Raw genomic sequence first — 22,521 nt, 5'->3', positions numbered from 1 at the left:
TTTTCCTCCCTCGTCAGCCTGTTTCCATGGGCAGGGCCGGATCGTTGGCCCATTCCTGCATGGAATTGTCGTACACCGAGACGTTCCTGTGACCCAAGAGCGCCGTGAGCACGAAAGCGTCGAGCGTGGCGGCTATGCCGCCGCCGCAATAGACCAGCACGCGCTTGTCGGGCGCCGCGCCGACGCCCTCGAAGGCGGCACGCAGGTCGGCGATCGGCTTCAGCGCCTTGTCCGGTCCGAACAGGCTGGCCGCCGGCACGCAGGACGAGCCGGCAATGCGTCCCGCCCGTCCGTAGACCACGCCGCCGGCGCCAGAGTGCTGGTCGTGGCTGAGCGCATTGAGGGTCAGGGTCGAGGCATCGCCGATCGCGCCCTTGATCGCGTCCTTGTCGACGAAGATCTCGGGCCGGCCGCGCAGCGACAGCGTCGCCGGCGGATGGGTGGCGGGCTCGGTCGAGAGCGGGCGGCCTTCGGCCTTCCACTTGTCGAGGCCGCCGTCGAGGATCGCCACCTCGTCGAAGCCGACGGCGCGCAGCATCCACCAGATGCGGCTCGCCCAGACCGGCGAGGCATGGCTGTAGAGGACGACGAATGTGCCGTGGCCCACGCCCTTGGCCGCGAAGGCCTTCGTAAGCTCTTCGAGCGACGGCAGGGTGAAGCGCAGCGTCGAGCTTTTGTCGGAAAGATCGGCCTGCAGGTCGAGATAGGCCGCGCCCGGGATGTGGCCCTTGTCGTAGTTGGCGCGGCCGCTTTCGGCGATGTAGCGGCCGTCGGGTCCGGGCTTCAGGTAGGTGGTGCAGTCGAAGACGCGAAGCGCCGGCGCGCCGAGCTGGCGGGCGAGGTCGTCGGTCGAAATCAGATTGGCCGAATGGGCCATGTCGCTCTCCCGGCTTCAGGGAGAGCGGAGACTAGCGCGGTTCCCGGGGGAGGCGCGCTAACTCAAATCGAAACTAGATCGTCTTCGACGGCAGCGGCGGAACGCTGACCGGGCCGGAAGACGGGTTGGCCGTCGTCGGCGCCGGCGTGCTGGCCGGCGGGCTCAGCTGGCCGACGTCGGGCGACTTCGGCGCGGCCGGGGTGGTGGTGGTCTTCTTCGTCTTCTTCGACGGCTGCGCCTTGGCGACCTGGACCTTCTTCAGGCAGGCGCTGCGCTGCGAGCTGCTCTTGATCTTGTTGCAGGAGGCTGCGGAGGCGGCCTTCGGCTTGGCGGTCGTCGACGGGGTGGGGGCAGGCATCGTCTCGTCCTGCGCGAAGGACGGGGCGGCGAACGCGACCGCAGCCAGGGCGGCCATGCTGGCGATCAATAGACGCATGATTATCTCCCGGGCCGCTTGCGGTGAGGGGACGGGTGCGGCCTCGATATATGCTAAAATGCTATGGGATTTGTACCGTTTATGTCAAATTCTTAATGGGTTAGTGCAACTGCAATCGGACGACCCGTGCAGGCTATTCTGAACGTCGCCTTCCCGATCTTCGGTGTCATCCTGGCGGGCTTCCTGGCCGGCCGCTGGCGCATCCTGGGGCCCGAGGCGACCACGGCGCTCAACGCCTTCGTGAGCTACTTCGCCCTGCCGGTCCTGTTCTTCGGGACCTTGGCGCGCACGCCGGTGGCCGCCGTGCTCGATCCCAGCCTGATGGCGGGCTTCGGCATCGCCGTGGTCGCGACCTTCGTCGTGGGCATGATCACCACGCGGCTGGTTTCGCGAGGCGGGCTCGCGGCCATGAGCCTGCAGGGCATCGCCGCCTCCTGGGGCAATGTCGGCTACATGGGCGTGCCGCTCTGCCTGGCGGCCTTCGGCGAGCAGGGCCTGCCGCCGGCCATGCTCACGGTGATCGTGACGGCCGTGGTCTCGATGGTGTTCGGCGTCATGCTGATCGAACTCGAGGTCGCGGCGGGCCACGGCCCGGTGCGCACCTTCCTGCGCGCCGCCTTCAACGTGGCACGCAATCCGCTGCCGGTCTCGATCGCGCTCGGCATCGTGGCTTCGTGGATCGGCGTGCCGATTCCGGTCCCGGTCGAGAAATGGCTCGATCTCATGGGGGCCGCCGCGGCGCCCTGCGCGCTGTTCGCCATCGGGCTCTTCCTGTCGGACAAGTCGATCAAGAGCGGCCTTGCCGAGGCGGGGCTCGCCACCCTGATCAAGCTCCTGCTGCAGCCGCTGGCGGCGCTGCTGATCCTGCCTTTCTTCGTGCCGATCGATTCGATTGCGGGCAAGGTGGCGCTGCTGATGGCCTCGCTGCCGACCGCCGCCAATGCCTTCGTGCTCGCCAAGCAGTTCGACGTGTCGGTCGAGCAGAACACGGCCTCCGTTCTGCTGTCGACGGCCTTCTCGGTGGTCACCGTTTCTGCTTTGCTTGTGTGGCTGCGCGTAACCTGACGACAACAAGGGGAGAAGACCCATGCTTCAGGAATTCAAGAAGTTCGCGATGCGTGGCAACGTCGTGGATCTCGCCATCGGCGTGATCATCGGCGCCGCCTTCAGCAAGATCATCGACTCGCTGGTCGGCGACATCATCATGCCGATCATCGGCCGCATCGCCGGCGGCCTCGACTTCACCAACTACTTCATCGGCCTTACGCCGGCCGCCAGCCAGGCCTCCACCTACGATGCCGCCAAGAAGGCCGGAGCCACGCTGGGCTACGGCACCTTCCTCACGGTGACGGTGAACTTCCTCATCATCGCCTGGGTGCTGTTCCTGGTGATCAAGGGCATGAACCGCGTGATCAAGCAGGAGGAGGCCGCGCCGCCCCCGCCCGCGCCGCCGACCAAGGAGCAGGAGCTGCTGACCGAGATCCGCGATCTCCTGCGCAGCCGCCGTTAGGTTACGAAGCCTGGCATTGGAGCGCGCAACTCCAGTTGCGCTCAAGCTTCATCGATCAGAAAGACATGAGCGCAACTGGAGTTGCGCGCTCCAATGAGTCTATTCGGCCGCCTTCTTCTCGGCGAAGACGGCGTCAAGGCGACGGGCCAGCCCGTCGGAGATTTTCGTGAGCGGCAGCCGGCATTCCGGTGAGGCGATCAGCCCCTGCCGCCACAGGAGATGCTTGATCGGCATCGGGTTGGCTTCGGCGAACAGCATCGGCACGAAGCCGGCGAGCGGTGCCCAGGCCTTGCGCGCGCCCACGAGGTCGTTGGCCCTGAAGCAGCGCTCGACCTCGACGAAGCCCTCGGTCATCAGATGGCTTGCCGCCAGGATGCCGCCTTCGGCGCCGTTGGCGCGCATGGTGAAGAACAGCGCATCCTCGCCGGTCAGCACGGCGAAGTCGGACGGCTTGCGGCGCAGCAGTTCGAGCGACTGCTCGACGCTGCCGGAACTGTCCTTCACGCCCACGATGTTCGGCGCCTCGGCCAGCTCGAGCAGCGAGTCGTTGGAGAGATTCACGGCCGTGCGATAGGGGATGTTGTAGATCACGACGTCGCGGTCGGTGGCCGCGGCGATGCGCCGGAAGTGCGCGATCAGCCCGTCCTGGCTCGGCCGGTTGTAGTAGGGGCAGACCGACAGGATGCCGGCGATCGGCAGGTGGCGCAGCCGCTTCAACTCCTTCTCGACCTTGGCCGTGGCGTTGCCGCCGACGCCCGCGAACACCGGCACGCGGCCGTCGGCAACGGCCAGCGTGCGTTCGATCACGGCGGCGATCTCGTCCTCATCGAGCGCCGGCGATTCACCGGTCGTGCCGAGCGGCAGCAGCCCGTCGACGCCCTTGGCGATGTAGTGATTCACCAGCCGGTCGTAGCTCGCAAAGTCGATGGCGCCGTCCTTGAACGGCGTGATGAGCGGCAGCCAGAGGCCTGAAATCTTCGTGGTCGTGATCTTCGTGGTCATGGCGCCACGGTACGGCCGGCCGATAAATAACAAAAACGAATGTTTTGGATAAGATCGTTCGGAAATGATTATATATAGTCCATGCGCAAGGATCTCGATCTGGCGCTGGTGCGCGCCTTCCTCACCGTCGTCGAAGCGGGCGGCGTCACGCGCGCGGCAGCGGCACTCGGTATGAGCCAGGCCGCCGCCAGCCAGCAGATCAAGCGGCTGGAGGAGGCGCTCGACTGCCGCCTGTTCATGCGCCAGGGCCGCGGGCTCGCGCTGGCGCCGGCGGGCGAGCGGCTGCTCGAACAGGCGCGGCGCCTGGTGGCGATGAACGACGAGGTCTGGTCGTCGATGCGCGCGCCGCAATTCGAGGGCGAGGTCCGTTTCGGCGTGCCCTACGACATCATCGGCAGCTTCGTGCCGGCGATCCTGCGGCGCTTCGCCAAGGCGCAGCCGAGGGTGCGGGTCAGCCTGGTCTGCGAGGATTCACGGGTGATCCGCGAGGAGCTGAAGTCGGGCGGCGTCGATCTCGCCATGACGACCGAGACCGAGTGCGGTCGCCACGGCGAGACCCTGCGCACCGACCGACTGGTCTGGGTCGGCGCGGCCGACGGCGATGCCCATCTCAAGGACCCGCTGCCGGTCTCGTTGGGGGCACCGACCTGCGTGTTCCGCCCCGTCGCCGTCGAGGCGCTGGGCAAGGCGCGGCGCGACTGGCGCGCGGTCTGCGAAGTGAGCCGGCTGGAGCCGGTCTATGCCGTGCTGGAAGCGGGCCTCGCGGTGGCGCCATTGCTGCGCTCCTCGGTGCCCGAGCGCTTCGTGATCCTGGGCCGCGAGGCCAAGCTGCCGTCGCTGCCCGAATTCCGCATCAACCTCTATGCGCCGCCGGGCCTCGGTCCCGCCGCGCGCGATCTGGCCGATCACGTGCGGGCAAGTTTCTCCGGAAAGTCCGCCCTTGCGAGATGAGCCGAAGGCCCGACGGCTATCGCGATTTTTCCTCGCAAACCGTTGTTGGGGGTCTCCAGCCGGGCATGGGCGAGCGGAATGTCGGCAAGCGGGTAGATAGCGCCCACGTGCGGCCGCAACTGACCGCGCTCCACCAATGCGCTCAACTCATCGAGCTTGCCACGGTTTTGTCTCGTGAAGACGAAGTGATAACTCGCGTTCTTGCCCCAGGCCTGAACGAGGTTTTGCGGCTGGGCAATGTCCACGATCGTGACGACGCGGCCCAGCTGTGCGAGCGCGTCGGGGCTGCGCGACAATGTGTTGCCGCCAATCGTGTCGAACACGACATCGACACCACGGCCACCCGTTTCCCGCATGACCGCGTCGACATAATCCTCGTTTGCGTAGTCGATCACAATGTCCGCACCCAAACTTCGGGCGAACTCGAAGTTTGCTTCACGCACGGTCGTGAACACTCTTGCTCCCATGGATCTTGCGAGTTGGATCGCCACATGGCCGACCCCGCCCGCGCCGCCATGCACCAGAATGCTTTCGCCCACGCGTAGCGCCGCCCGCACGACCAATGCTTCCCACACCGTCCCGCCAACCAGGGTCAGGCTTGCGGCCTCGAGATGGCTCAGCGAGGGAGGCTTCTTCCCGACAATTCCTTCGGCAGCGACGTGGTACTCGGCATAACTTCCCGGCCCGCCGAATATCTGCGGCGTGTACCAGACTTCGTCTCCCGGAGAGAAAGCCGTCACACCCGGCCCGACCGCTTCGACAACGCCGGATACGTCGTGTCCAGTAATGGCCGGTAGTGGCACCAGCTCGGAATAGTCGCCACGCCGGACCTGGTAATCCAGCGGATTGATCGAGGTGGCCTGCACCCGGACCAGGACTTGTCCCGTGTCCGGCACAGGCTTGGGCACGTCGCAAAGTTCGAACGCTTCCAGGCCGCCAAACGATTTGAGCCTCAACGCTTTCATGGCACTTCCTCGCTTCGTTAAAAAGGAATATCGAGAATTATCGATGTTACGAGGCAAAAACTTACAGTTCCTTGCCGATGATCTTGGCGAGAGCACTGATGGTTGCTTCGTTCCGTTTGTAGTAGGTCCACTGACCGATGCGCCTGACTTCGACCAGGCCTGCTCGTTGCAGCGTCGCGAGATAGTCGGACACCGTCGACTGCGACAGTCCGACTCCTTCCTGAATACTGCTGACGCAGACTCCTACCGTCAGAACGTCACCTTCATCCTGCGGCGGGAAGTTCTTCGCGGGATCCTTCAAACCCTTCAGGATTTCAAGCCGGGTACGGTTTGAGAGGGCTTTGAATATCTCGAGCAAATCCATATCCCGATTATATCGATATTTACCGATATGTCAATTCGCCCGAGCGGCGGCCCTGTCTGCGGAATGTCGATCCGACCCAACCCAACAATTGATACCAAGCGCCCCCTGTGCCGGACCCGAGCCGGCCCGTATCTTCGCGCGCATGGAATGACGCGGTTCGAGACCATCGCCGCGGCGGCCAGCGAGTTTAGAGGGGGCGTCTGGGGGCCTGGAGAGTGTAACAACTCTCCGGGCCCTCATTTTTTTGCTGACATGAAACGGTCATGGAGGCGTGTTTGATCCGGGCATCTCAGGAGGAGGATCGGGTGATGTCAGCGACGAGCGAGTCCGTGCTCGACAAGCCGCGGGGCGCGGTCGTGGTGCGGCCGTCGACCGAAAACGACGTGCCGGCCATGATTGCGATCTACACGCACCACATCACGCATGGATTGGGCGACATCGATATCGAGCCGACCCAGGCCGACGACATCAAGCGGCGGCGCAAGAACATGCTGCGGCGGCGCCTCCCGCATCTCGCGGCCGAGCGCGACGGTGTGGTCGTGGGCTATGCCTACGCGGTGCCGTTTCGCAAGCGTCCCGCCTATCGCTATGCGGTCAAGCATTCGATCTACGTCCATCCCGATCATGTCTCCACCGGGATCGGCCGCCTGCTCCTGCCGGCGCTGATCGAGGCCTGCGCCGGCGCGGGCTATCGCCAGATGTTCGCCTATATCGACGCCGACAATGTCGCGTCACTCAGCCTGCACGAAACACATGGCTTTCGCCGCGCCGGCCTGCTGGAAGGCGTCGGCTTCAAGTACGGCAAGTGGGCCGACAGCGTCCTGATGCAGCGCGCCATCGGCGCGGGCTCCAGCACGCCGCCGGTCGAGATCGTCTACTCGCGCACCACGTAGGTGTAGAAGCGCACGCGCCCGTCCTTGTCGATCTCGCGATAGATGCCCTGGATCTCGACGTCGAAGCCGGGGAACAGGTTGGCCGACTTCTCGAACATCAGCAGGTAGTCGAGCATCGGCTTGGCCCGCTCGTCGAGCCGCTCGCCGGGCACGATGCTGGCGATGCCGGGCGGATAGACCACGAACATGGTGGTGGCGATGCGTCCCGCCGCCTCGGCGATGGGGACATAGTCGACATTGTTGCGCACCAGCTGGCGGACCGCCTCGTGCGGCGCCATGGCGGGCTCCGGCAGGTGCTCGGGCATGAACTGCGCGCGCTGCAGCAGGCTGACGTTGCTTTCGCGGAAGAAGGCATGCATCTCGGCGCAGAGGTCGCGCAGGCGCATGCCGGCATAGCGCGCCGGCCGCCGGCGCACGAACTCGCTGATCACGTCCTCGAGCTTCGCGTTCTCGTCGTGCAGCCGCTTGAAGGTGACGAGCGCGCTGAGCAAGGTGCCGGCCTTGCTCGACTCGACACCCGGCGTCATCAGAAAGAGCAGCGAATTGAGGTCGTTCTTCTCCGGCACGACCTGGTTCTCGCGCAGATACTGCGCCACCACGGGGGCGGGGATGCCGTGGCCGGCATAGCGGCCGGTCTCGCGGTCGAAGCCCGGCGTCAACACCATCAGCTTGTTGGGGTCGGTGATCGCATAGCCAGGTGCCACGTGCTGGAAGCCGTGCCAGCGCGTGCCGGGCGCCAGCTCCCAGTAGCGCGCGTCGACGGCGAGGTCGTCGGTCGGGACATCCTCCCAGGCCTGCTCGCGGCCGCCGACCGTGACGCGGTTGGGGATGAAGGGCTCGAAGAACCAGCGGCGCGCGAAGTCGCGTTCCTTGTCCTCGAACTCGCGGCGGATGGCGCGCATCTTCTTGCGGATCTCGATGCCGAGCCGGATCGTGTCGTCCCACAGCACTTCGCCCGAACGCCCCTTCATCATCTGCGCGCCGACATCGAGCGAGGCGAAGATCGGATAGAAGGGCGAGGTCGAGGCGTGCAGCATGAAGAATTCGTTGAAGCGGCGATGCTCGATGCGCCGCTGCTGGCCCTTGATGTGGCGATCCCGGACGTGGATCTGCGAGGCCTGGCTGAAGCTCGCGAGCTGCTTGTGCGCCGACTGCGTGGCGATGATGCCGGGGCTCTCGGGGCCGAGGTCGCTGAGGCCCATGGCGAAGCGGCCGGCATAGAGTGGATGGAACTTCATGAAGCCCGCCCAGGCCTCGTCGAACAGGATGTAGTCGCAGAGATGGCCGATCTTCTCGACGATCAGGCGCGCGTCGTTGATCGTGCCGTCGTAGGTGCACTGCTCGATGACGGCGACGCGGAACGGCCGCTTGCGCTTCCACGCTTCCTTGTCCTGGACCAGCGGATTGGTGCGGATCTTCTCGCGGATCGCGGTCTCGTCGAGTGCCTCGTGGTAGATCGGCCCGATCATCCCGTGCGGATTGCGGTCGGTCTCGAGATAGATCGGGATGCCGTTGCCCAGGAACAGCGCACCGTGATGCGCGGCCTTGTGGTTGTTGCGGTCGAACAGGACGAGGTCGCCTTCCGCGACCAGCGCCTGCAGCACGATCTTGTTGGAGGACGAGGTGCCGTTCAGCACGAAGTAGGTCTTCTCCGCCCCGAAGATGACGGCCGCTTCCTTCTGCGCCTTCAGCGCCGGACCCTCGTGGACCAGCAGGTCGCCGAGGTCGAGCACCGAATTGTCGAGGTCGTCGCGGAACACCGCCTCGCCCAGATGCTCGACGAATATCCGGCCGATCGGGCTGCGGTTATAAAAGATGCCGCCATTGTGGCCGGGGCAGGTCCAGAGCTGGTTGCCTTCCTCGGCATAGTCGACCAGCTCGCCGAAGAACGGCGTCTTCAGCGTCTCGGCATACTGCTTCAGCCGGCTGACCAGGTTCTTGGCGATGAACTCAGGCGTCTCCTCCGACAGGAAGATGTAGCCGTCGATATAGTCCATCACCTCGACCGGGATGTCCTCCAGCCGCTTGCGGCGCACCAGGATGACGATGGGCATCTCCAGCCCGCGCCGCCGCATCATGTTGATCATCGCGGCGGCCTTGCCGTCCAGGCCCTTCTTGCCCCAGTCCACGACCATGCAGCCGATGGCGGCATCGGTCTGCACCACCATCTCGGCATCTTCGACCCGGCGGGCCCGCACGACCTGGAAGCCCATCCGCTCGATCGAGACCGTGATCTCGCCGAGCCTGTGGCCTTCGAGATCGTCGGCATCGAAGGCCGGAGCGCAGATGAGGAAAGTGAAGCGCCTGAAGAAATCCATCAGTAGACCGCCGGTACGTAGAGTTCGGGAGCGACCGGCGTGCGCGCATAGTCGGGCTTGTGCTCGCGCTGCGGCAGGACGATCGGCTGGTGTTCGACGTCTTTATACGGCACTTGCTGCAAGAGGTGGTGGATGCAATTGAGGCGCGCGCGGCGCTTGTTGTTGCCCTCGACCACCCACCACGGCGCCTCCGGGATGTGCGTGCGGGCCAGCATCTCTTCCTTGGCCTTGGTGTATTCCTCCCAGCGCCGCCGGGACTCCAGGTCCATGGGGGAGAGCTTCCACTGCTTCATCGGATCGTGGATGCGCATCAGGAACCGCATGTTCTGCTCCTGGTCGGTGATCGAGAACCAGTATTTGACCAGGATGATACCGGACCGCACGAGCATGCGCTCGAATTCGGGCACCGTGTCGAAGAAGTCCTTGACGTCGCTTTCCTTGCAGAAGCCCATGACCCGCTCGACGCCGGCGCGATTGTACCAGCTGCGGTCGAACAGCACGATTTCACCGGCCGCCGGCAGGTGGCTGATATAGCGCTGGAAATACCACTGGGTGCGTTCGCGCTCGGACGGCGCCGACAGGGCGACGGTGCGGCAGACGCGCGGGTTCAGCCGCTGTGTCACGCGCTTGATCACGCCGCCCTTGCCGGCGGCATCGCGACCCTCGAACAGGACGACGACCTTGAGCTTCTGGCTGATCACCCAGTCCTGCAGCTTGATCAGCTCGCGCTGCAGCCGCAGCAGCTCGGTGAAATAGAATTTGCGGTCGATGCCGTCGTTCTGCGGCAGGTCGCCGTCGCCATGCTCGGGCAGGCGGGCTAGCATTTCGTCGCCCAGTTCGAGCTCGAGATCCTCGTCGATGCTGTCGGCCAATTCCCGGCGGACGCGATCTTCCAGCGCCTTGTCGTCCAGTTCGCTTTGCATGCCCAAGCCCTCCATCGCGCTTCAAAGTGGCCGGGAAAGTGAGGGGCGCATATGACAATTTCACGACAGGCAGGCTACTTCATCAAGTGAGCCTTCAGGGACGCGGCAGCAGCCCCTTTTCCTGCATCGCCGCGAAGCATTTCCGGAACATTGCCTCGGTGTCCATCACCTCGGTGAAGCCGGCCTGCATCAGCTTGATGGTCGACACGAGCGCCGCCGGACCCGGCTCCGTGCGCCCGAAGCCCATCGTGTAGTCGGCATATTCGAACGACAGGCCGACGAACTCCCGCAGCGTGCCGGATTTCAGCCTGTAGGCGGCGCGGATCTCGGCCCATTCGCCCTCGCGGGGCCGGATCTCGCGGTCGAGCGACAGGGGCACGTGGGCGCCCGGGGCGAAGCCCAGCGCCTCGGCGATGGCGGGCCAGACATTAGGCCACACGAAGACATCGCCGTTGGTGACGTTGAAGATCTCGTTGCGCGCGGTCGCCGCCTCGCCCGACCAGGCGATGGCGCGGGCCAGCAGATCGGCATCGACCGCCTGCGCCACGCGACCGACGCCGCCCGGATAGTCGAGCACCGTCTTGCCGGCCCGGCGCATGAAGGCGGCATAGACGCCGAGCGCGGGGATCACGTTCATGGCGCTGCCGACCGAATCGCCCACGATCAGGACGGGCCGCAGGATCGACCAGCTCCAGCCCTTGCCGGTCTGGCTTTGGCGCAGGAAACGCTCCTGGTTCCAGTAGAAGTTGGGCTGCTCGTGCATCTCCGAGCGGTTCTCGCGCGCCGGCACGGTGAGCGGGCGGACATGCACGCCATAGGCCTTGGTGCCCTGCAGAAGTGCCACGTGCCGCAACCCGGGCGCCGCGCGTTCGAGCGGCGCCATCAGGTTGCGCAGCATCAGGTCGTTGGTGCGGATCTGCTCGTCTTCCTGCCATCCCGCGACCAGCCCGGGCCGCTCGTAGAGCGCGGCATAGGCAAGGTGCGTGACGCCCGCCAGTTCGGATGCCAGCGTCTCGCAGGCCGACGTGTCGGTGAGATCGAGCGGCAGCCAGCGCGCGCCATAGGTCTCGTCCGGCCGGCGCCGCGACACGGCGATCACCTCGCAGCCCTCGACGGTGGCGAAGTGTTTCATGGCGGCATAGCCGACGAGACCCGTGGCCCCGGCGACCAGGACTTTCTTTTTCATGCGTGGTCAGCGTAGCGCATGAGGTCGAGTGAGCAAACGCGCTGGCTCGGACCTCGTCCGTTGCTTTCCCCCTCCCGGCCTCCCCCGTTTGACGGGGGAGATGTTTGAAATTGAACTTGCCTCCCCCGTCATACGGGGGAGGTGGCCGCAGGCCGGAGGGGGAGAGCTACAGTGACGGTGCGAGCCGCTACTCGACCTTGGCGCCCGACGCCTTGATGACGGGCGCGAGCTTCTTTTCCTCGGCGGCGCGGAAGGCGGCGGTGTCGGTCGGCGTCATCCAGATCTGGGTGGCGCCCTGCTGGTCGAAGGCGGCCTTCACGCTGGGCTTCTGCAGCGCCTGTTTGGTGAGCGCCGAGAGCTTCTCGACCATGGCCGGCGGCACGCCGGCCGGCGCGCAGACGCCGCCCCACGAGGTGATCTCGAAGCCCGGCAGGAATTCCGCGAAGGTCGGCTTGTCGGGCACCGCGGGATGACGCTCCTTCGAGGTCACCGCGAAGCCCTTCACCTTGCCGCCCTTCATCAGGCCGAGCGGGCCGGGGATATTGTCGAACATCATGTCGACCTGGCCCGCGAGGATGTCTTGATGCGCCGGCGCGCTGCCCTTGTAGGGGACATGCAGCAGGTTGACCCCGGCCATCTGCTTGAACATCTCGCCGGTGAGATGCGGGCTGGTGCCGGCGCCCGACGAGGCGAAGGAATATTTGCCCGGATTGGCCTTCGCCAGCGCGATCAGTTCGGGGATCGTGTTGGCCGGGAAGTCGAGCCGCGTCATCAGCATGTTGGGCACGGCCCACAGCATGGCGACACCGGTGAAGTCCTTGCCCGCATCGAACGGCAGCTTGGTGTAGAGCGTCGGCGCGATGGCGTGCGCGGCGATCGTGTAGAGGCCGATCGTGTAGCCGTCGGGCGCCGACTTGGCGATGGCGTCGGCGCCGATATTGCCGCCGGAGCCGGCGCGGTTCTCGATGATGAACTGCTGGCCCGTGAGTTCGGAGAGTTCCTGGCAGACGATGCGCGACAGCGTGTCGGTCGGGCCGCCGGCGGGAAACACCACGATGTATTTCACCGGCCGGTTGGGCCAGTCGCTCTGGGCGCGGGCAACGCCCGACGCGATCATCGGGGCGGCGAGTGCGCCGCCGGACAGAAGAAGCGCACGCCGGCGCGGAATCATGACTTTGGTCATCTTGAACGTAGCCTCCAATGTTTTCTTGATTGGGAGGCAGTCTAGCGGAGTCGTTCCGCTGTTCAATACGGCGATGGGCTAGTCGGTGACGATCACCGTGTAGGAGATCGTCGTGCCCTCGGGCACGGTGATGTCGACCTGCATGCCCTTGGTCGTCGGCTTTGCGCGATGCTTTTGCGGCTTGGCTGCCTTGGCGGCGACGGGGATCAGCGCAATGTTCCAGCCGCCGCTGCGCTTCAGCAGCGCCAGGGGAAGCTTGGCTCCCGCCTCGATGCTGTAGAGACCCGGACGGATCTCCTTCACCAGGAAAGTGCCGCGAGTATCGGTGACGGTTTCGATGATGACGCGGCCGTCAGCCTTGCTGCGGATGATGACGTCGACGCCGGTGACCGGATCATTGGCGGCCAGCGCACTGGCAACAGGCAACGAGGGTAGTACCACCGACGCCAGAAGCGTCCCAAGCATCCGCACCCTGCTCGATCTCCCGTGTCACGCCTTTGTCGGCGCCTGCATCGCATGATGGCTGCGGATGCGGGTATTCTCCACGACGATTTCGTATTGATTGTCGTGTGCTTGATTTGACGGACAGCGGCCGCCACGGTGGCGGCCGCAAAAGGAGAGTGATGCGATGAAACTGGATTTCACGGGGAAGAAGGCGATCGTTTGCGGGGGCAGCCGGGGCATCGGCAAGGCCATCGCCATGGGCTTCGCGGCGTGCGGCGGCGACGTCTCGATCTGCGCGCGCGATCCCAAGACGCTCGAGGAAACCCGCGCCGAACTCGCCAGGCACGGCCACAAGACTCACACCGCCAGCGCCGACCTGGCGCGCGGCGATGCCGTGCGCGGCTATGTCCGCGAGGCGATCGAGGCTCTCGGCGGCGTCGACGTCCTGATCAACAATGCCTCGGCCTTCGGCTCCTCGGACGACGACAAGGGTTGGACCAGCAATCTCGCGGTCGACATGCTCTCCATCGTGCATGCGACGCAGGAGGCCCTGCCGGAACTGAAGAAGTCGCAAGGCAACGTGATCAACATCTCCTCGATCTCGGCCCTGCATCCGGCGGCGCGCCAGCCGCCCTACGGCGCCATCAAGGCGGCGGTGATCCATTACACGGTCACCCAGGCGGCGATGTATGCCAAGGACCGCATCCGCGTGAATTGCATCGCGCCGGGCTCGATCGAGTTTCCCGGCGGCGTCTGGGACAAGCGCAAGACCGACAATCCCGCGCTCTACAACGGCACGCTGGCCTCGATCCCGTTCGGCCGCATGGGCCATGCCGAGGAAGTGGCGAACGTTGCGCTGTTCCTTGCCTCGCCGTTCGCCTCCTGGGTGACCGGCCAGTCCATCGCGGTCGCGGGCGGGCAGGGGCTCTGAGCCAACGTCGAGCGGCAACGCCCGAGGGCAAGGCCGGCCATTGCGCCGGCCTTTTCCTTTCATGTGAAGCGGATAGGCCCGGTTTTTCTGGCTTTCAGGCGGGTGCTGGCCCAAGAATTGCGCCCTGATCCCGCACCGCATTCCTTGAGGAGCTTCCGTCGATGACCTCCACCAACCGCGCTCACGTCCTGCTCTGGACGGACTCTTCGGCGGCTTATCTCGATGCGATCCAGGCGGCGGGCCTCGCCGACCGGGTCGCCGTCGACACGCTGCCGCGCAAGGAGAAGCCATCGGCCGAGCAACTCGCGCGCACCGAGGCGATGATGGCGGGCGCAGTGCCGACAGGCCTGTTGCCCACCATGCCCAGGCTGCGCTGGGCACAGGCGATGAGCGCCGGCGTCGACAACTGGCTGGCGCTGCCCGACCTGCCGTCAGGCCTCACGCTCACCTGCGCGCGCGGCACGCACACCGAATCGATGCCGGAGAACATCATCGGTGCGCTGTTCCATGTCGCCAAGCCCTACGCGCAGGTCGCGGAAAACCAGAAGCAGAGCAAGTGGGTCCATACGGTGGCCCAGCCGCTGACGGGCAAGACGCTCGGCATCCTGGGCCTGGGCGCGATCGGCCAGGAGGTGGCGCGCATCGCCGTCGCGCTCGGCATGCATGTGATCGGTACCAAGCGCCGGCCGACGCGCATCCCGAACGTGGCCGAGGTGCTGGCGCCGGAACAGACCGACGAGGTGCTGGCGCAGTCCGACTTCGTGCTGCTGCTGTTGCCGGCAACGCCGGACACCGAGAACTTCATCGACGCGAAGCGGCTGGCGAAGATGAAGCCCTCGGCCTGGCTGCTGAACTTCGGCCGCGGCCAGATCGTCAACGATGCCGATCTCATGGCCGCGACCAGGGACAAGAAGATCGCCGGCGCACTGCTCGACGTCTTCCGGCAGGAGCCGTTGCCGGCCGACAATCCGTTCTGGACGGCACCGGGCATCATCGTGCTGCCGCATATCGGCGGACCGCATCCGCAGCGCGACCGCTTCGTGTCGCGGCTGTTCGTCGAGAACCTGAAGCGCTTCCTCGACGGCGAGCCCCTCAAGGAAGTGGTCGACCGTACCGCGGGCTACTGAGGGGCTCATGGGAGCGCGCCACTCCAGTGGCGCGCTCCCATGAAGCGCCCTGCTGCTCGGCTACTTCAATCCATAGACCGCGAACTGGTCGGCGACCTCGGGATCGAGGGTGAGAGCGGCCGCCTTGTCGCCTTCGCCCTCGCGGGTCTCGCCGATCATGATGCGCGCGATGCCGCGGCCGTAAAGCGCCAGCGGTCGATTGGGATCGATGTCGAGCGCGTCGTTGTATTCCTTCACCGCGAGACGGGGGTCGCCCAGCTTCAGGTCGATGAAGCCGCGCGTGATGCGAACGTCGATGTTGAGCGGCATCAGCTTCTGCGCCGTGTCGCAATCCTGCAGGCCCGCGACCAGATCCTTGCCGGTGATGGCGCGGAGGAGGCAGCGGTTGTTGTAGGCGAGCCCCATCCCGGGCTCGAGCCTGATGGCCGCGTCGTAGTCGGCCAGCGCCTTGTCGTACTCGTGCTTGGCGAAGTGGGCATAGCCGCGATTGTAGTAGGCGACGGGATTGTCGGGATCGGCCTTGATCGCCTCGTCGAGGTCGCCGATCGCCTGGTCGTACTTGCCGTCCTCCGAGAGAAGGGCGGCGCGATTGGCCAGCGCCTGCGGGTAGCGCGGCGCGCGCTGCAGCGCCGTCTCGTAGTCCTGCATGGCGAACTGCTTCTGGCCGCGCCGGTTGTTGGCGAGGCCGCGGATCACATAGGCCTGGGCATTGTCGGGCGCGAGCTGAATGGCGCGGTCGAGGTCGGCCAGCGCGCGGCCATTGTCGCCGAGCTGGCTGTAGGCGTTGCCGCGCGCGATCAGGGCATCGACATTGTCCGGCTGCAGCGCCAGCACCTTGTCGAAGTCCTCGATGGCACGATTGTAGGAGCGCTTGCGGGTCGCCAGCAGCACGCCGCGGCCCAGGAACGCGAGCGAGTTGTTCGGATCGACGCGGATCGCGTCGTTGTAGTCGGAGAGGGCGCGATCGGTCTCGCCCATCGCATGCAGCGAGGTGGCGCGGCGGTAGAGATTCAGCGCATCGGGATTCTTCGGATCGATGGCGCCGTCATAGTGCTTCAGCGCTTCCGAATAATCCTCGGCGGCCAGCACCCTGTCGCCCAAAGCGGTGCGGGCGATGCCGCGCGTCAGGCGGGCGAGTGCGATCTCGGCCGGCTTGAGCTGGCGGGTCTGAAGCGCTTTCGAGCAGGCGGCGGCGCGTACGTCCGCGTCCTTCACCGTCGGCCAGGCGCCGCGCACGCACTCGTCATAGAGCTGGGCCACCGACGGGCCGGACGGCGCGGGAGAGGCCGCGGCGGGCGCCGGAGTCGCTGCCCGCCGATCGCGCACCGAGGGTGGCGGGTAGAGGTGGTAGGCGAAGGCATAGAGGCCGGCGCCGCCGGCAATGACAGCCGCGGCAGTGATCAGGAGCTTAGCCGAAAGTCGCATGTCTTGGGGGCTCGGACTGGAAAAGTCGTTTCATGTCAGGCGTTTGTATCAGAAGCAGTCCGGCACGTGTGCGCTTTGGTTTCGCCTTTTGTCACGGCCTCATCTTTGCGCGCAGGTAGGCCTTCCCAACCTCGAATAGTCATGCGCGAACGAACTCAGCCATGCAGCACCTCTTGGGGTGGATGGCCGTCCGATGCCGAATCTCCCCGGTTGTGAGTCTTCCAAAGAGAACATGTTGTGACAGGTGCAACCCCGCCTCTTGCGGTGCATTGGCGGTATCACTGCACCACCTGCCGTACTGCTTCTTCCGAACTGCCGCCAAGAGGAGGTCATCATGCAAACTTGCAATCGCATCAATATCTCATTGGTTTGTCTCGCTGCAGTCCTGACGGTCGGATGCTCCGATTCCGGTGGTCCGGGCACGCCGTTCAGTTCCAGCTCCAACACGAGCACCGGGTCGACGGGCGCTTCCGGAGGGGCAGGCGCTGCAGGCTCCGCGGGAGCCAGGGGAACCGCCGGCACCTCGGTCGCCGGTTTGAGTGTTCTTCCGGCGAGCAACACCACCAGCCTTGGTGTTCCACCGCTTGCCGGAGGCCCTGTCGTCACCACCGATGGTGCCGCGGCCGGCGTGAGCGGGCTGCTATCGCCCGCTACGAACGCGACCAATGCCGCTGGCATCACCACCAACGGGGATGGCACGACGACCCTCGTGAACGGCACCGGCACGACCGTCGGAGCGGCCGTTGGCAGCACCCAGGTCCTGCCTCAAGGCGTGACCGGCGGCCCCTTGCTGTCCACGACGACCTCCCTGGACGGCAGTGGTTCGCCCCAGAACACCGGCGTGCTGCGCAACGTGACCGGCAGCGTGAACAACACGCTGGGCAATACGCTCGGTAACACAGGCGGCCTGCTGCGCTGACCGCCGTAGAACGTGTCCGACGGCCTTCCCTGGCGGGTGGCCGTCAGCGTCCTGGGGGCGTTGCTGCTCAATGCAGCAACTCTCCAAGCGCAGACGGTCTCAGCCCCTCCGCCATCGCTGCCTCCGGCCCCTTCCGTCATCGGACGTGAGGTGCTGGAGTCCGATCCGGCAGCCCCCCGACGTCCCAAGCCCGACATCGCCGTTCCCGGCGGCGCCGGCCTCGCCGTTCCTCCCGAACTGGCGAACAAGGACGTCCTCTTCAGCGACATCCAGATCGAAGGGATGACGGCCTTCAATGCCATTGCCGTGCAGCCGCTGTTTGCGCCGGTTTTGAATCGGCGCGTCGCCTTTTCGGAGGTGGTCGCGGCCGTCAATCGCGTGACCGCGCTCTACGAGCAGGGCGGCTACGTGTTCTACAGCGTCGTACTGCCCCAGCAGGATCTCGACAGCGGCAAGCTCAGGATCATCGTCGTCGAAGGCTCGATCTCGGCCGTCGATTTCGGCGACGGCATCAAGTCGGAAAAGCTTCGCGCGCATATTCGCGAACTCCTCAGCCCCCTGATCGGCCGCAAGCCGCTGCGACGGGCCGATCTCGAGCGAAGGCTGCTCCTCTCCGCCGACCTGCCGGGCGTGGCGATCCAGGCCAGCGCCAAGCCGGATGCGGCAGGGGGCGACAAGGTCGTGCTGGTCGTCAACGGCACCTTCGAGCGCTTCTCGCCGATCGCACAGTTCGACAGCTTCCAGACGATCCCCGACGTCTCGGTCAACTTTCGCGTCGGCGGGGTCGGTCGCTCGCTGCTGTTCGGCGGCGACGCGCTCGAACTGCGCTACCTGTCGGCGCTGCCGTGGAATCGCCTGCAGATGTTCGACGCGCGCTACGGCGTGCCGATCGGCGATAATGGCGGACGCCTCAGCTTCCTGGGGCAGGCGGTCTGGCAGCGACCGCTCACGATGATCAACGGCCAGACCGTGGATTTCCTCGGCCGCTCTTTTCTGGGGCGCGTCCAATACTCCCATCCGTTCGTGCGTGGCCTGAAGTGGACGATGATGGGCATGGCGATGCTCGACGTGATCGACGTCGATTACACTTTTCTTGGCATCGGCATTCCGGGCGATTCGCTACGGGTCGCGCGCACCGGCCTGTTCGGCGCGTATACCGATAAACTGGGCGGCTTCTGGACGGGCACCGTGCTCGGCAGTGTCGGTCTTCCCGTCGCGGGAGCGGAAGCCAACGGCCGGTTCGGCGGCTCGCCGTCCTTTGCCAAGCTCAACCTCTCGATCGAGCGCGTGCAGCCGTTCTGGACGAACTTCTCCGCGTTGATCCGCGCCAGCGGGCAGATGACCACTGGGACGGTGCCCGCGTCGGAAGTGTTCGCCTATGGCGGGCGCGACTATGGACGCGCGTTCACCGTCGCCGAATCCGTCGGCGATCGCGGCGCCGCCGTCCTGGCGGAGCTGCGATACAATCCGGACTGGATTCCCGTGCCGAAGAAATATCTGGAGCCCCAGCTCTATGTCTTCGCAGACCATGGCTGGCTCTCGTCGGTCAGCCCGCTCAATCCGCCCTACTTTCCGCAGGGCACGTCGGTGGGTGCAGGCATCCGGGCCAGGATCTGGGAACAATGGAGCGGTGAGGTGGAGTTGGCGAAGGTCGTGTCGACGCCCAATGTCGGCGACCGGCCCATGCGTGCCTCCGTCCGCTTCGGTTCGCGCTTCTAACGCCGCCAAGACAAACGGCCCGCTCCGGGATTGGAGCGGGCCTTTGCAAACGAAATAATCGAAGCAGACGAAATAATCGAAACGGACTAGCGGGTCGTCCCCGAGCCCGACGGAGCCGGGGCCAGGCCCTGGTTCACCGAACCGCCACCCGTCGTCCCCGCACCGACGCCCATCGAGCTGGTGCTGCCGCCCGGAGCGGGCGCCGTGCCGCTGCCGGTCGCGCCCACGCCAGCGCCCACGGAGGCGCCGCCCGGGTTGGTATTCACGGTGCCGCTGGTGCCGGCGCCCATACCGGTCGTGCCGCTGGGCGCCGTCGTCGTCGCGCCGCCGCCGATCGAGGCGCCGCCGCTCGTGGCGCCGCCAGCCGACGCGCCGCCGCTCGCTCCGGCACTCCCACCCGCGCTACCGCCCGACGAGCCGCCGCTCTGGGCCATCGCCGTGCCGCCGATGAGCAGGGCCGCGGCCGAAATCGCAATGAGCTTCTTCATGAGTTCCTCCTTATGGTTTGGTGAAGGAGAAACTGCCTCTCGGACCGATCGTTGCCGCGATCTCAACTTTCCAGAAATCGCCTCGTTTCGGCCACCGCATCGGCAAGGCCAGTGCGCTCGACCGTCACACCTTGCGGAAAGGCGCTGAGCAACCGACTGGGCAGGCGCGAATCGAGCATCACGAAGACGCCGCGATCGTCGGCGCGACGGATCAGGCGTCCATAGGCCTGTTTCAACCGCAGCCGCGCCAGCATGTCGTCGTATCCGTTGGCGCCCGCGCCGGCCGCCTTCCAGTGCGCCTTGCGCGCGCGGTGAAGAATGTCGGGGCGCGGCCAGGGTACGCGATCGAACACGATCAGGCGCAGCGAGCGTCCCGGCACGTCGACGCCGTCGCGCACGGCATCGGTGCCGAGCAGGCAGGAATGCTCCTCGGCGCGGAAGATATCGACGAGGGTCGCGGCATCCATGCCGCCGACATGCTGGGCGTAGAGCGGCAGTCCGGCCTCTTCGAGCGCCGGCGCGATGCGCTGGTGCACGGCGCGCAGCCGGCCGATCGCGGTGAAGAGACCGAGTGCGCCGCCGCCCGCCGCCAGGAACAGCTCGCGATAGGCTGCCGCGACCTGGTCGGCATCGTCGCGCTTCACGTCTTTGACGATCAGCACCTTGGTCGCGTTCGCATAGTTGAACGGCGACGCCATCGCTGCGCGCATCGCCGGCGCCGCCAGATGGCGCGTGCCGGTGCGCGCCTCGGCCACCGTCCAGTCGGCCTGGGTGGCGACGTCCTCGTCGTTGGCGGCCTGCGGCACGCCCAGCGAATCGCGCAGGGTCGCCGAAGTGATCACCGCGCCGTGCGCGGGCCGGATCACCGAATTCACGAACGGCTCGGCCGGATCGAGATAGTGGCGGTACATGCCGACATCGTATTCGCGCTGCTGAACGCGCTCGACCGCGAACCAGTCGACGAAGGCGGGATCGGGATCGTTGTGCAGGCCGCGCAGCATGGCGCGCCAGGATTCGAGCGTCAGTTCGCAGCGGTTGGTGAGCGACCGCGCCACGCCTTCGATGCGCGAGCGCTGGCCGGAATCGAGCTTGTCGGCTTCGCCTTCGAGCTTGGCGCGCAGCGCCTGGCGCAGCCGGCGCACCGGCTGCAGCATCTTCTCCAGCGCCTCGGCGAGCTGGTCGGCGGCTTCGATCAGGCCGGGATTGAGCGGTCGCACGTCGCATTCCAGGCCGAAGCCCTGGTCGTCGCTGGCCGAGCGCGCGCGCACCTGCTGGCGCACCAGCGCGAGGAATTCCTCGGTGGGGCCCAGTACCGTGCCGTCGGCCAGCCGCGTCTGCCAGTTGGGCGAGGGGAGCTGCTGGGCGAGGTCGAGCAGGCGGCGCAAGGCGTTCTGCGCCTCGACGTCTTCGCCGATGAGATCGCTCAGGCGGCGTTCGAGTCCGCGCGCACGGCTGCCGCGCCGTCCCTCGGCACCGAGCAGCCAGCGACGCAGGTCCGACGCCTCGACGCCGCTCAGATGCGCGCCGAACGCGCCGTCGGCGGCGTCGAACAGGTGATGGCCTTCGTCGAACACGTAGCGCAGCGGCCGCGTGCCGTCGTCGAGCCCGCCCATCGCCGCCTGGATCATCACCAGCGCATGGTTGGCGATGACGATGTCGGCCTGGCGCGCGCGGCGGATCGTGCGTTCGACGAAGCACTTCCGATAGTGCTCGCAGGCCGAGTAGATGCACTCGCCGCGCCGGTCGGCGAGACGTTGCACGCGGCTGCGGCCCACCAGGTCGAGCAGCCAGGCGGGCAAGTCGCCGCCGATCATGTCGCCGTCGCGGCTGGCGAGCGCCCAGCGCGCCAGCAGGCCGAGGCCCACCGCGTTCTCGGGCACCAGGCCGGTGCGCATCACCGCCTCCTGGAAGTTCAGCAGGCAGAGATAGTTCTCGCGGCCCTTGCGGATGACGACGCGGCGGCGCTTCTCGGCGGAGTCGCGATGCAGCCGGTCGAGCTCGTTGTCGATCTGGCGCTGCAGGTTGCGCGTGTAGGTCGAGATCCAGACAGGCGCGCCGTTCTTCTCGGCCCACAGGCTGGCCGGTGCGACATACCCCAGGGTCTTGCCGACGCCGGTACCGGCCTCGACCAGCACGACATGCGGCTTGTCCTCTTCCTCGCGCGGCGCGAAGGCCTCGCTGGCGGCGGAGGCATAGTCGCTCTGGGTCGGCCGCGCCTCGGCGATATTGGCACCGGCGGAGACGAGCTGAGCCAGCCGCAGCCGCGCCTCGCGCGGCTCGACCGGCTGGCTGCCGGGCGGCGGGGCGGGCGGCGGCTCCTCCCAGACGGGCAGGCTCTTCCAGACATCGAGACCGGCGCCCGGGCGCGCCTTCTTGGCCCCCTGGTCGAGGCCGAGCGCGGCCAACACCGGATCGCCCCAGGTCCATTGCCCGCGCGCCATGACGAGCGCCGTCTCCTTCATCTCGGGCGAGGCGAGGGCTGCCATGTCGTCGAGTTCGTCGAGCAGGGCTCGGGCGATCTGGGGCAGGGCCGTGACCTCTTCCTCCGGCGTGGCCGGTACCGGCAGGTCGAGTGTCTCGCAGAGGCCGCGCACCGTCGGCAGGCAGAAGTGCGCCGGCCGCACGAAAGCGAACAATTGCAGCAGGTCGAGCGCCGGAAGGTCTTCCAGTCCCAGCCGCGCCGCCACCGCGGGCGCATGGCAGACCAATGGCAGGTTGCCCACCGCACGGCGGCCCGCGTTGGCGCCCGTCAGACGCTCCAGCGTTCCGTCAGGCGCGCGCCACAGCGCGCCGCGGGCGGTCGCGACCAGGGCCGGCCAGGAGGAGGTCGCGGGAATCGTCACGGGACGCTGAATAGCAC

At 66.5% G+C, this 22,521-nt stretch carries 21 protein-coding genes; 8 read left to right on the top strand and 13 right to left on the bottom strand.

Annotated features, from left to right (window positions below):
* Positions 1-13: 13 nt before the first annotated feature.
* On the bottom strand, positions 14-877 hold the full coding sequence (locus tag AC1ROX_RS27670) for a sulfurtransferase (protein WP_493131382.1): 864 nt from the start codon (positions 875-877) through the stop codon (positions 14-16).
* Positions 878-950: 73 nt separating this feature from the next.
* Positions 951-1,313 carry a hypothetical protein gene (locus AC1ROX_RS27665; protein ID WP_493131380.1) on the bottom strand — a complete coding sequence of 121 codons (363 nt, stop codon included), beginning with the start codon at positions 1,311-1,313 and terminating at the stop codon, positions 951-953.
* Positions 1,314-1,439: 126 nt separating this feature from the next.
* Here AC1ROX_RS27665 and AC1ROX_RS27660 point away from each other — a divergent pair, with 126 nt between their 5' ends.
* Together AC1ROX_RS27660 and mscL are read left to right on the top strand one after the other, a co-directional pair.
* Positions 1,440-2,378 carry an AEC family transporter gene (locus AC1ROX_RS27660; RefSeq protein ID WP_493131378.1) on the top strand — a complete coding sequence of 313 codons (939 nt, stop codon included), beginning with the start codon at positions 1,440-1,442 and terminating at the stop codon, positions 2,376-2,378.
* Between the two features lie 22 nt (positions 2,379-2,400).
* A complete protein-coding gene (gene mscL, locus AC1ROX_RS27655; RefSeq protein ID WP_493131376.1) occupies positions 2,401-2,823 on the top strand; it encodes a large conductance mechanosensitive channel protein MscL in 423 nt (140 codons plus the stop codon).
* Positions 2,824-2,922: 99 nt separating this feature from the next.
* Here the strand turns inward: mscL and dapA are convergent, their stop codons facing one another.
* Positions 2,923-3,825: a 4-hydroxy-tetrahydrodipicolinate synthase gene (gene dapA, locus AC1ROX_RS27650; protein ID WP_493131374.1), complete on the bottom strand. Its 903-nt coding sequence runs from the start codon at positions 3,823-3,825 to the stop codon at positions 2,923-2,925.
* 81 nt (positions 3,826-3,906) lie between these two features.
* Here dapA and AC1ROX_RS27645 point away from each other — a divergent pair, with 81 nt between their 5' ends.
* Complete coding sequence (locus tag AC1ROX_RS27645; RefSeq protein ID WP_493131372.1) at positions 3,907-4,776, top strand: LysR family transcriptional regulator; 870 nt, start codon at positions 3,907-3,909, stop codon at positions 4,774-4,776.
* On the opposite strand, the gene AC1ROX_RS27640 is transcribed toward AC1ROX_RS27645, so the two are convergent.
* Both AC1ROX_RS27640 and AC1ROX_RS27635 read right to left on the bottom strand, forming a co-directional pair.
* Positions 4,731-5,741, bottom strand: coding sequence for a zinc-dependent alcohol dehydrogenase family protein (locus AC1ROX_RS27640; protein ID WP_493131371.1), 1,011 nt, complete (start codon positions 5,739-5,741; stop codon positions 4,731-4,733). The genes AC1ROX_RS27645 and AC1ROX_RS27640 overlap by 46 nt on opposite strands.
* Positions 5,742-5,802: 61 nt before the next feature.
* Positions 5,803-6,105, bottom strand: a complete 303-nt coding sequence (locus AC1ROX_RS27635; protein ID WP_493131370.1) for an ArsR/SmtB family transcription factor — start codon at positions 6,103-6,105, stop codon at positions 5,803-5,805.
* A gap of 308 nt (positions 6,106-6,413) precedes the next feature.
* Between AC1ROX_RS27635 and AC1ROX_RS27630 the strand changes: the two genes are divergently transcribed.
* Complete coding sequence (locus AC1ROX_RS27630; RefSeq protein WP_493131369.1) at positions 6,414-6,998, top strand: GNAT family N-acetyltransferase; 585 nt, start codon at positions 6,414-6,416, stop codon at positions 6,996-6,998.
* Here AC1ROX_RS27630 and AC1ROX_RS27625 read toward each other — a convergent pair.
* From AC1ROX_RS27625 to AC1ROX_RS27605, 5 genes are all read right to left on the bottom strand, one after another.
* A complete protein-coding gene (locus tag AC1ROX_RS27625; protein ID WP_493131368.1) occupies positions 6,980-9,316 on the bottom strand; it encodes an Orn/Lys/Arg family decarboxylase in 2,337 nt (778 codons plus the stop codon). The two genes, AC1ROX_RS27630 and AC1ROX_RS27625, sit on opposite strands and share 19 nt — an antisense overlap.
* Positions 9,316-10,239 (bottom strand): polyphosphate kinase 2, encoded by a 924-nt coding sequence (gene ppk2, locus AC1ROX_RS27620; RefSeq protein ID WP_493131366.1) that lies wholly within the window; start codon positions 10,237-10,239, stop codon positions 9,316-9,318. Before ppk2 ends, AC1ROX_RS27625 begins: the two co-directional genes overlap by 1 nt.
* A gap of 94 nt (positions 10,240-10,333) precedes the next feature.
* Positions 10,334-11,425 (bottom strand): NAD-dependent epimerase/dehydratase family protein, encoded by a 1,092-nt coding sequence (locus AC1ROX_RS27615; protein WP_493131364.1) that lies wholly within the window; start codon positions 11,423-11,425, stop codon positions 10,334-10,336.
* 187 nt (positions 11,426-11,612) lie between these two features.
* Positions 11,613-12,608: a Bug family tripartite tricarboxylate transporter substrate binding protein gene (locus tag AC1ROX_RS27610; protein ID WP_493131362.1), complete on the bottom strand. Its 996-nt coding sequence runs from the start codon at positions 12,606-12,608 to the stop codon at positions 11,613-11,615.
* A gap of 78 nt (positions 12,609-12,686) precedes the next feature.
* Positions 12,687-13,073 carry a hypothetical protein gene (locus AC1ROX_RS27605; protein WP_493131360.1) on the bottom strand — a complete coding sequence of 129 codons (387 nt, stop codon included), beginning with the start codon at positions 13,071-13,073 and terminating at the stop codon, positions 12,687-12,689.
* Positions 13,074-13,236: 163 nt separating this feature from the next.
* On the opposite strand from AC1ROX_RS27605, the gene AC1ROX_RS27600 reads away from it, so the two are divergent.
* The gene (locus tag AC1ROX_RS27600; RefSeq protein WP_493131358.1) at positions 13,237-13,983 is read left to right on the top strand and encodes an SDR family NAD(P)-dependent oxidoreductase; all 747 of its coding nucleotides are present in this window, start codon (positions 13,237-13,239) and stop codon (positions 13,981-13,983) included.
* 161 nt (positions 13,984-14,144) lie between these two features.
* Positions 14,145-15,110 (top strand): D-2-hydroxyacid dehydrogenase, encoded by a 966-nt coding sequence (locus AC1ROX_RS27595; RefSeq protein ID WP_493131356.1) that lies wholly within the window; start codon positions 14,145-14,147, stop codon positions 15,108-15,110.
* Positions 15,111-15,170: 60 nt separating this feature from the next.
* Here AC1ROX_RS27595 and AC1ROX_RS27590 read toward each other — a convergent pair whose 3' ends face one another.
* Entirely contained in the window at positions 15,171-16,535 is a 1,365-nt protein-coding gene (locus AC1ROX_RS27590) for a tetratricopeptide repeat protein (protein ID WP_493131354.1), read from the bottom strand.
* Positions 16,536-17,163: 628 nt separating this feature from the next.
* On the opposite strand from AC1ROX_RS27590, the gene AC1ROX_RS27585 reads away from it, so the two are divergent.
* Together AC1ROX_RS27585 and AC1ROX_RS27580 are read left to right on the top strand one after the other, a co-directional pair.
* Positions 17,164-17,454: a hypothetical protein gene (locus AC1ROX_RS27585; protein WP_493131352.1), complete on the top strand. Its 291-nt coding sequence runs from the start codon at positions 17,164-17,166 to the stop codon at positions 17,452-17,454.
* Positions 17,455-17,604: 150 nt separating this feature from the next.
* Positions 17,605-19,173, top strand: a complete 1,569-nt coding sequence (locus AC1ROX_RS27580; RefSeq protein WP_493131350.1) for a ShlB/FhaC/HecB family hemolysin secretion/activation protein — start codon at positions 17,605-17,607, stop codon at positions 19,171-19,173.
* An 86-nt stretch (positions 19,174-19,259) separates the two neighbouring features.
* Here AC1ROX_RS27580 and AC1ROX_RS27575 read toward each other — a convergent pair whose 3' ends face one another.
* On the bottom strand, positions 19,260-19,661 hold the full coding sequence (locus tag AC1ROX_RS27575; protein WP_493131348.1) for a hypothetical protein: 402 nt from the start codon (positions 19,659-19,661) through the stop codon (positions 19,260-19,262).
* A gap of 62 nt (positions 19,662-19,723) precedes the next feature.
* The gene (locus AC1ROX_RS27570; RefSeq protein WP_493131346.1) at positions 19,724-22,504 is read right to left on the bottom strand and encodes an ATP-dependent DNA helicase; all 2,781 of its coding nucleotides are present in this window, start codon (positions 22,502-22,504) and stop codon (positions 19,724-19,726) included.
* Positions 22,505-22,521 lie beyond the last annotated feature (17 nt).

It is taken from the genome of Reyranella sp. GW821-FHT14A01 (genome assembly GCF_058803965.1).
This window is presented reverse-complemented; position numbering and strand designations above follow the sequence as displayed.

What these genes read in the sequence shown, in the direction of transcription:
- ppk2 (WP_493131366.1), bottom strand. Translation starts at nt 10,239, where the DNA reads ATGCAAAGCGAACTGGACGACAAGGCGCTGGAAGATCGCGTCCGCCGG.
- AC1ROX_RS27605 (WP_493131360.1), bottom strand. Translation starts at nt 13,073, where the DNA reads ATGCTTGGGACGCTTCTGGCGTCGGTGGTACTACCCTCGTTGCCTGTT.
- AC1ROX_RS27595 (WP_493131356.1), top strand. Translation starts at nt 14,145, where the DNA reads ATGACCTCCACCAACCGCGCTCACGTCCTGCTCTGGACGGACTCTTCG.
- AC1ROX_RS27630 (WP_493131369.1), top strand. Translation starts at nt 6,414, where the DNA reads ATGTCAGCGACGAGCGAGTCCGTGCTCGACAAGCCGCGGGGCGCGGTC.
- AC1ROX_RS27665 (WP_493131380.1), bottom strand. Translation starts at nt 1,313, where the DNA reads ATGCGTCTATTGATCGCCAGCATGGCCGCCCTGGCTGCGGTCGCGTTC.
- AC1ROX_RS27640 (WP_493131371.1), bottom strand. Translation starts at nt 5,741, where the DNA reads ATGAAAGCGTTGAGGCTCAAATCGTTTGGCGGCCTGGAAGCGTTCGAA.
- AC1ROX_RS27645 (WP_493131372.1), top strand. Translation starts at nt 3,907, where the DNA reads ATGCGCAAGGATCTCGATCTGGCGCTGGTGCGCGCCTTCCTCACCGTC.
- AC1ROX_RS27615 (WP_493131364.1), bottom strand. Translation starts at nt 11,425, where the DNA reads ATGAAAAAGAAAGTCCTGGTCGCCGGGGCCACGGGTCTCGTCGGCTAT.
- dapA (WP_493131374.1), bottom strand. Translation starts at nt 3,825, where the DNA reads ATGACCACGAAGATCACGACCACGAAGATTTCAGGCCTCTGGCTGCCG.
- AC1ROX_RS27575 (WP_493131348.1), bottom strand. Translation starts at nt 19,661, where the DNA reads ATGAAGAAGCTCATTGCGATTTCGGCCGCGGCCCTGCTCATCGGCGGC.
- mscL (WP_493131376.1), top strand. Translation starts at nt 2,401, where the DNA reads ATGCTTCAGGAATTCAAGAAGTTCGCGATGCGTGGCAACGTCGTGGAT.
- AC1ROX_RS27610 (WP_493131362.1), bottom strand. Translation starts at nt 12,608, where the DNA reads ATGACCAAAGTCATGATTCCGCGCCGGCGTGCGCTTCTTCTGTCCGGC.
- AC1ROX_RS27625 (WP_493131368.1), bottom strand. Translation starts at nt 9,316, where the DNA reads ATGGATTTCTTCAGGCGCTTCACTTTCCTCATCTGCGCTCCGGCCTTC.
- AC1ROX_RS27635 (WP_493131370.1), bottom strand. Translation starts at nt 6,105, where the DNA reads ATGGATTTGCTCGAGATATTCAAAGCCCTCTCAAACCGTACCCGGCTT.
- AC1ROX_RS27590 (WP_493131354.1), bottom strand. Translation starts at nt 16,535, where the DNA reads ATGCGACTTTCGGCTAAGCTCCTGATCACTGCCGCGGCTGTCATTGCC.
- AC1ROX_RS27670 (WP_493131382.1), bottom strand. Translation starts at nt 877, where the DNA reads ATGGCCCATTCGGCCAATCTGATTTCGACCGACGACCTCGCCCGCCAG.
- AC1ROX_RS27600 (WP_493131358.1), top strand. Translation starts at nt 13,237, where the DNA reads ATGAAACTGGATTTCACGGGGAAGAAGGCGATCGTTTGCGGGGGCAGC.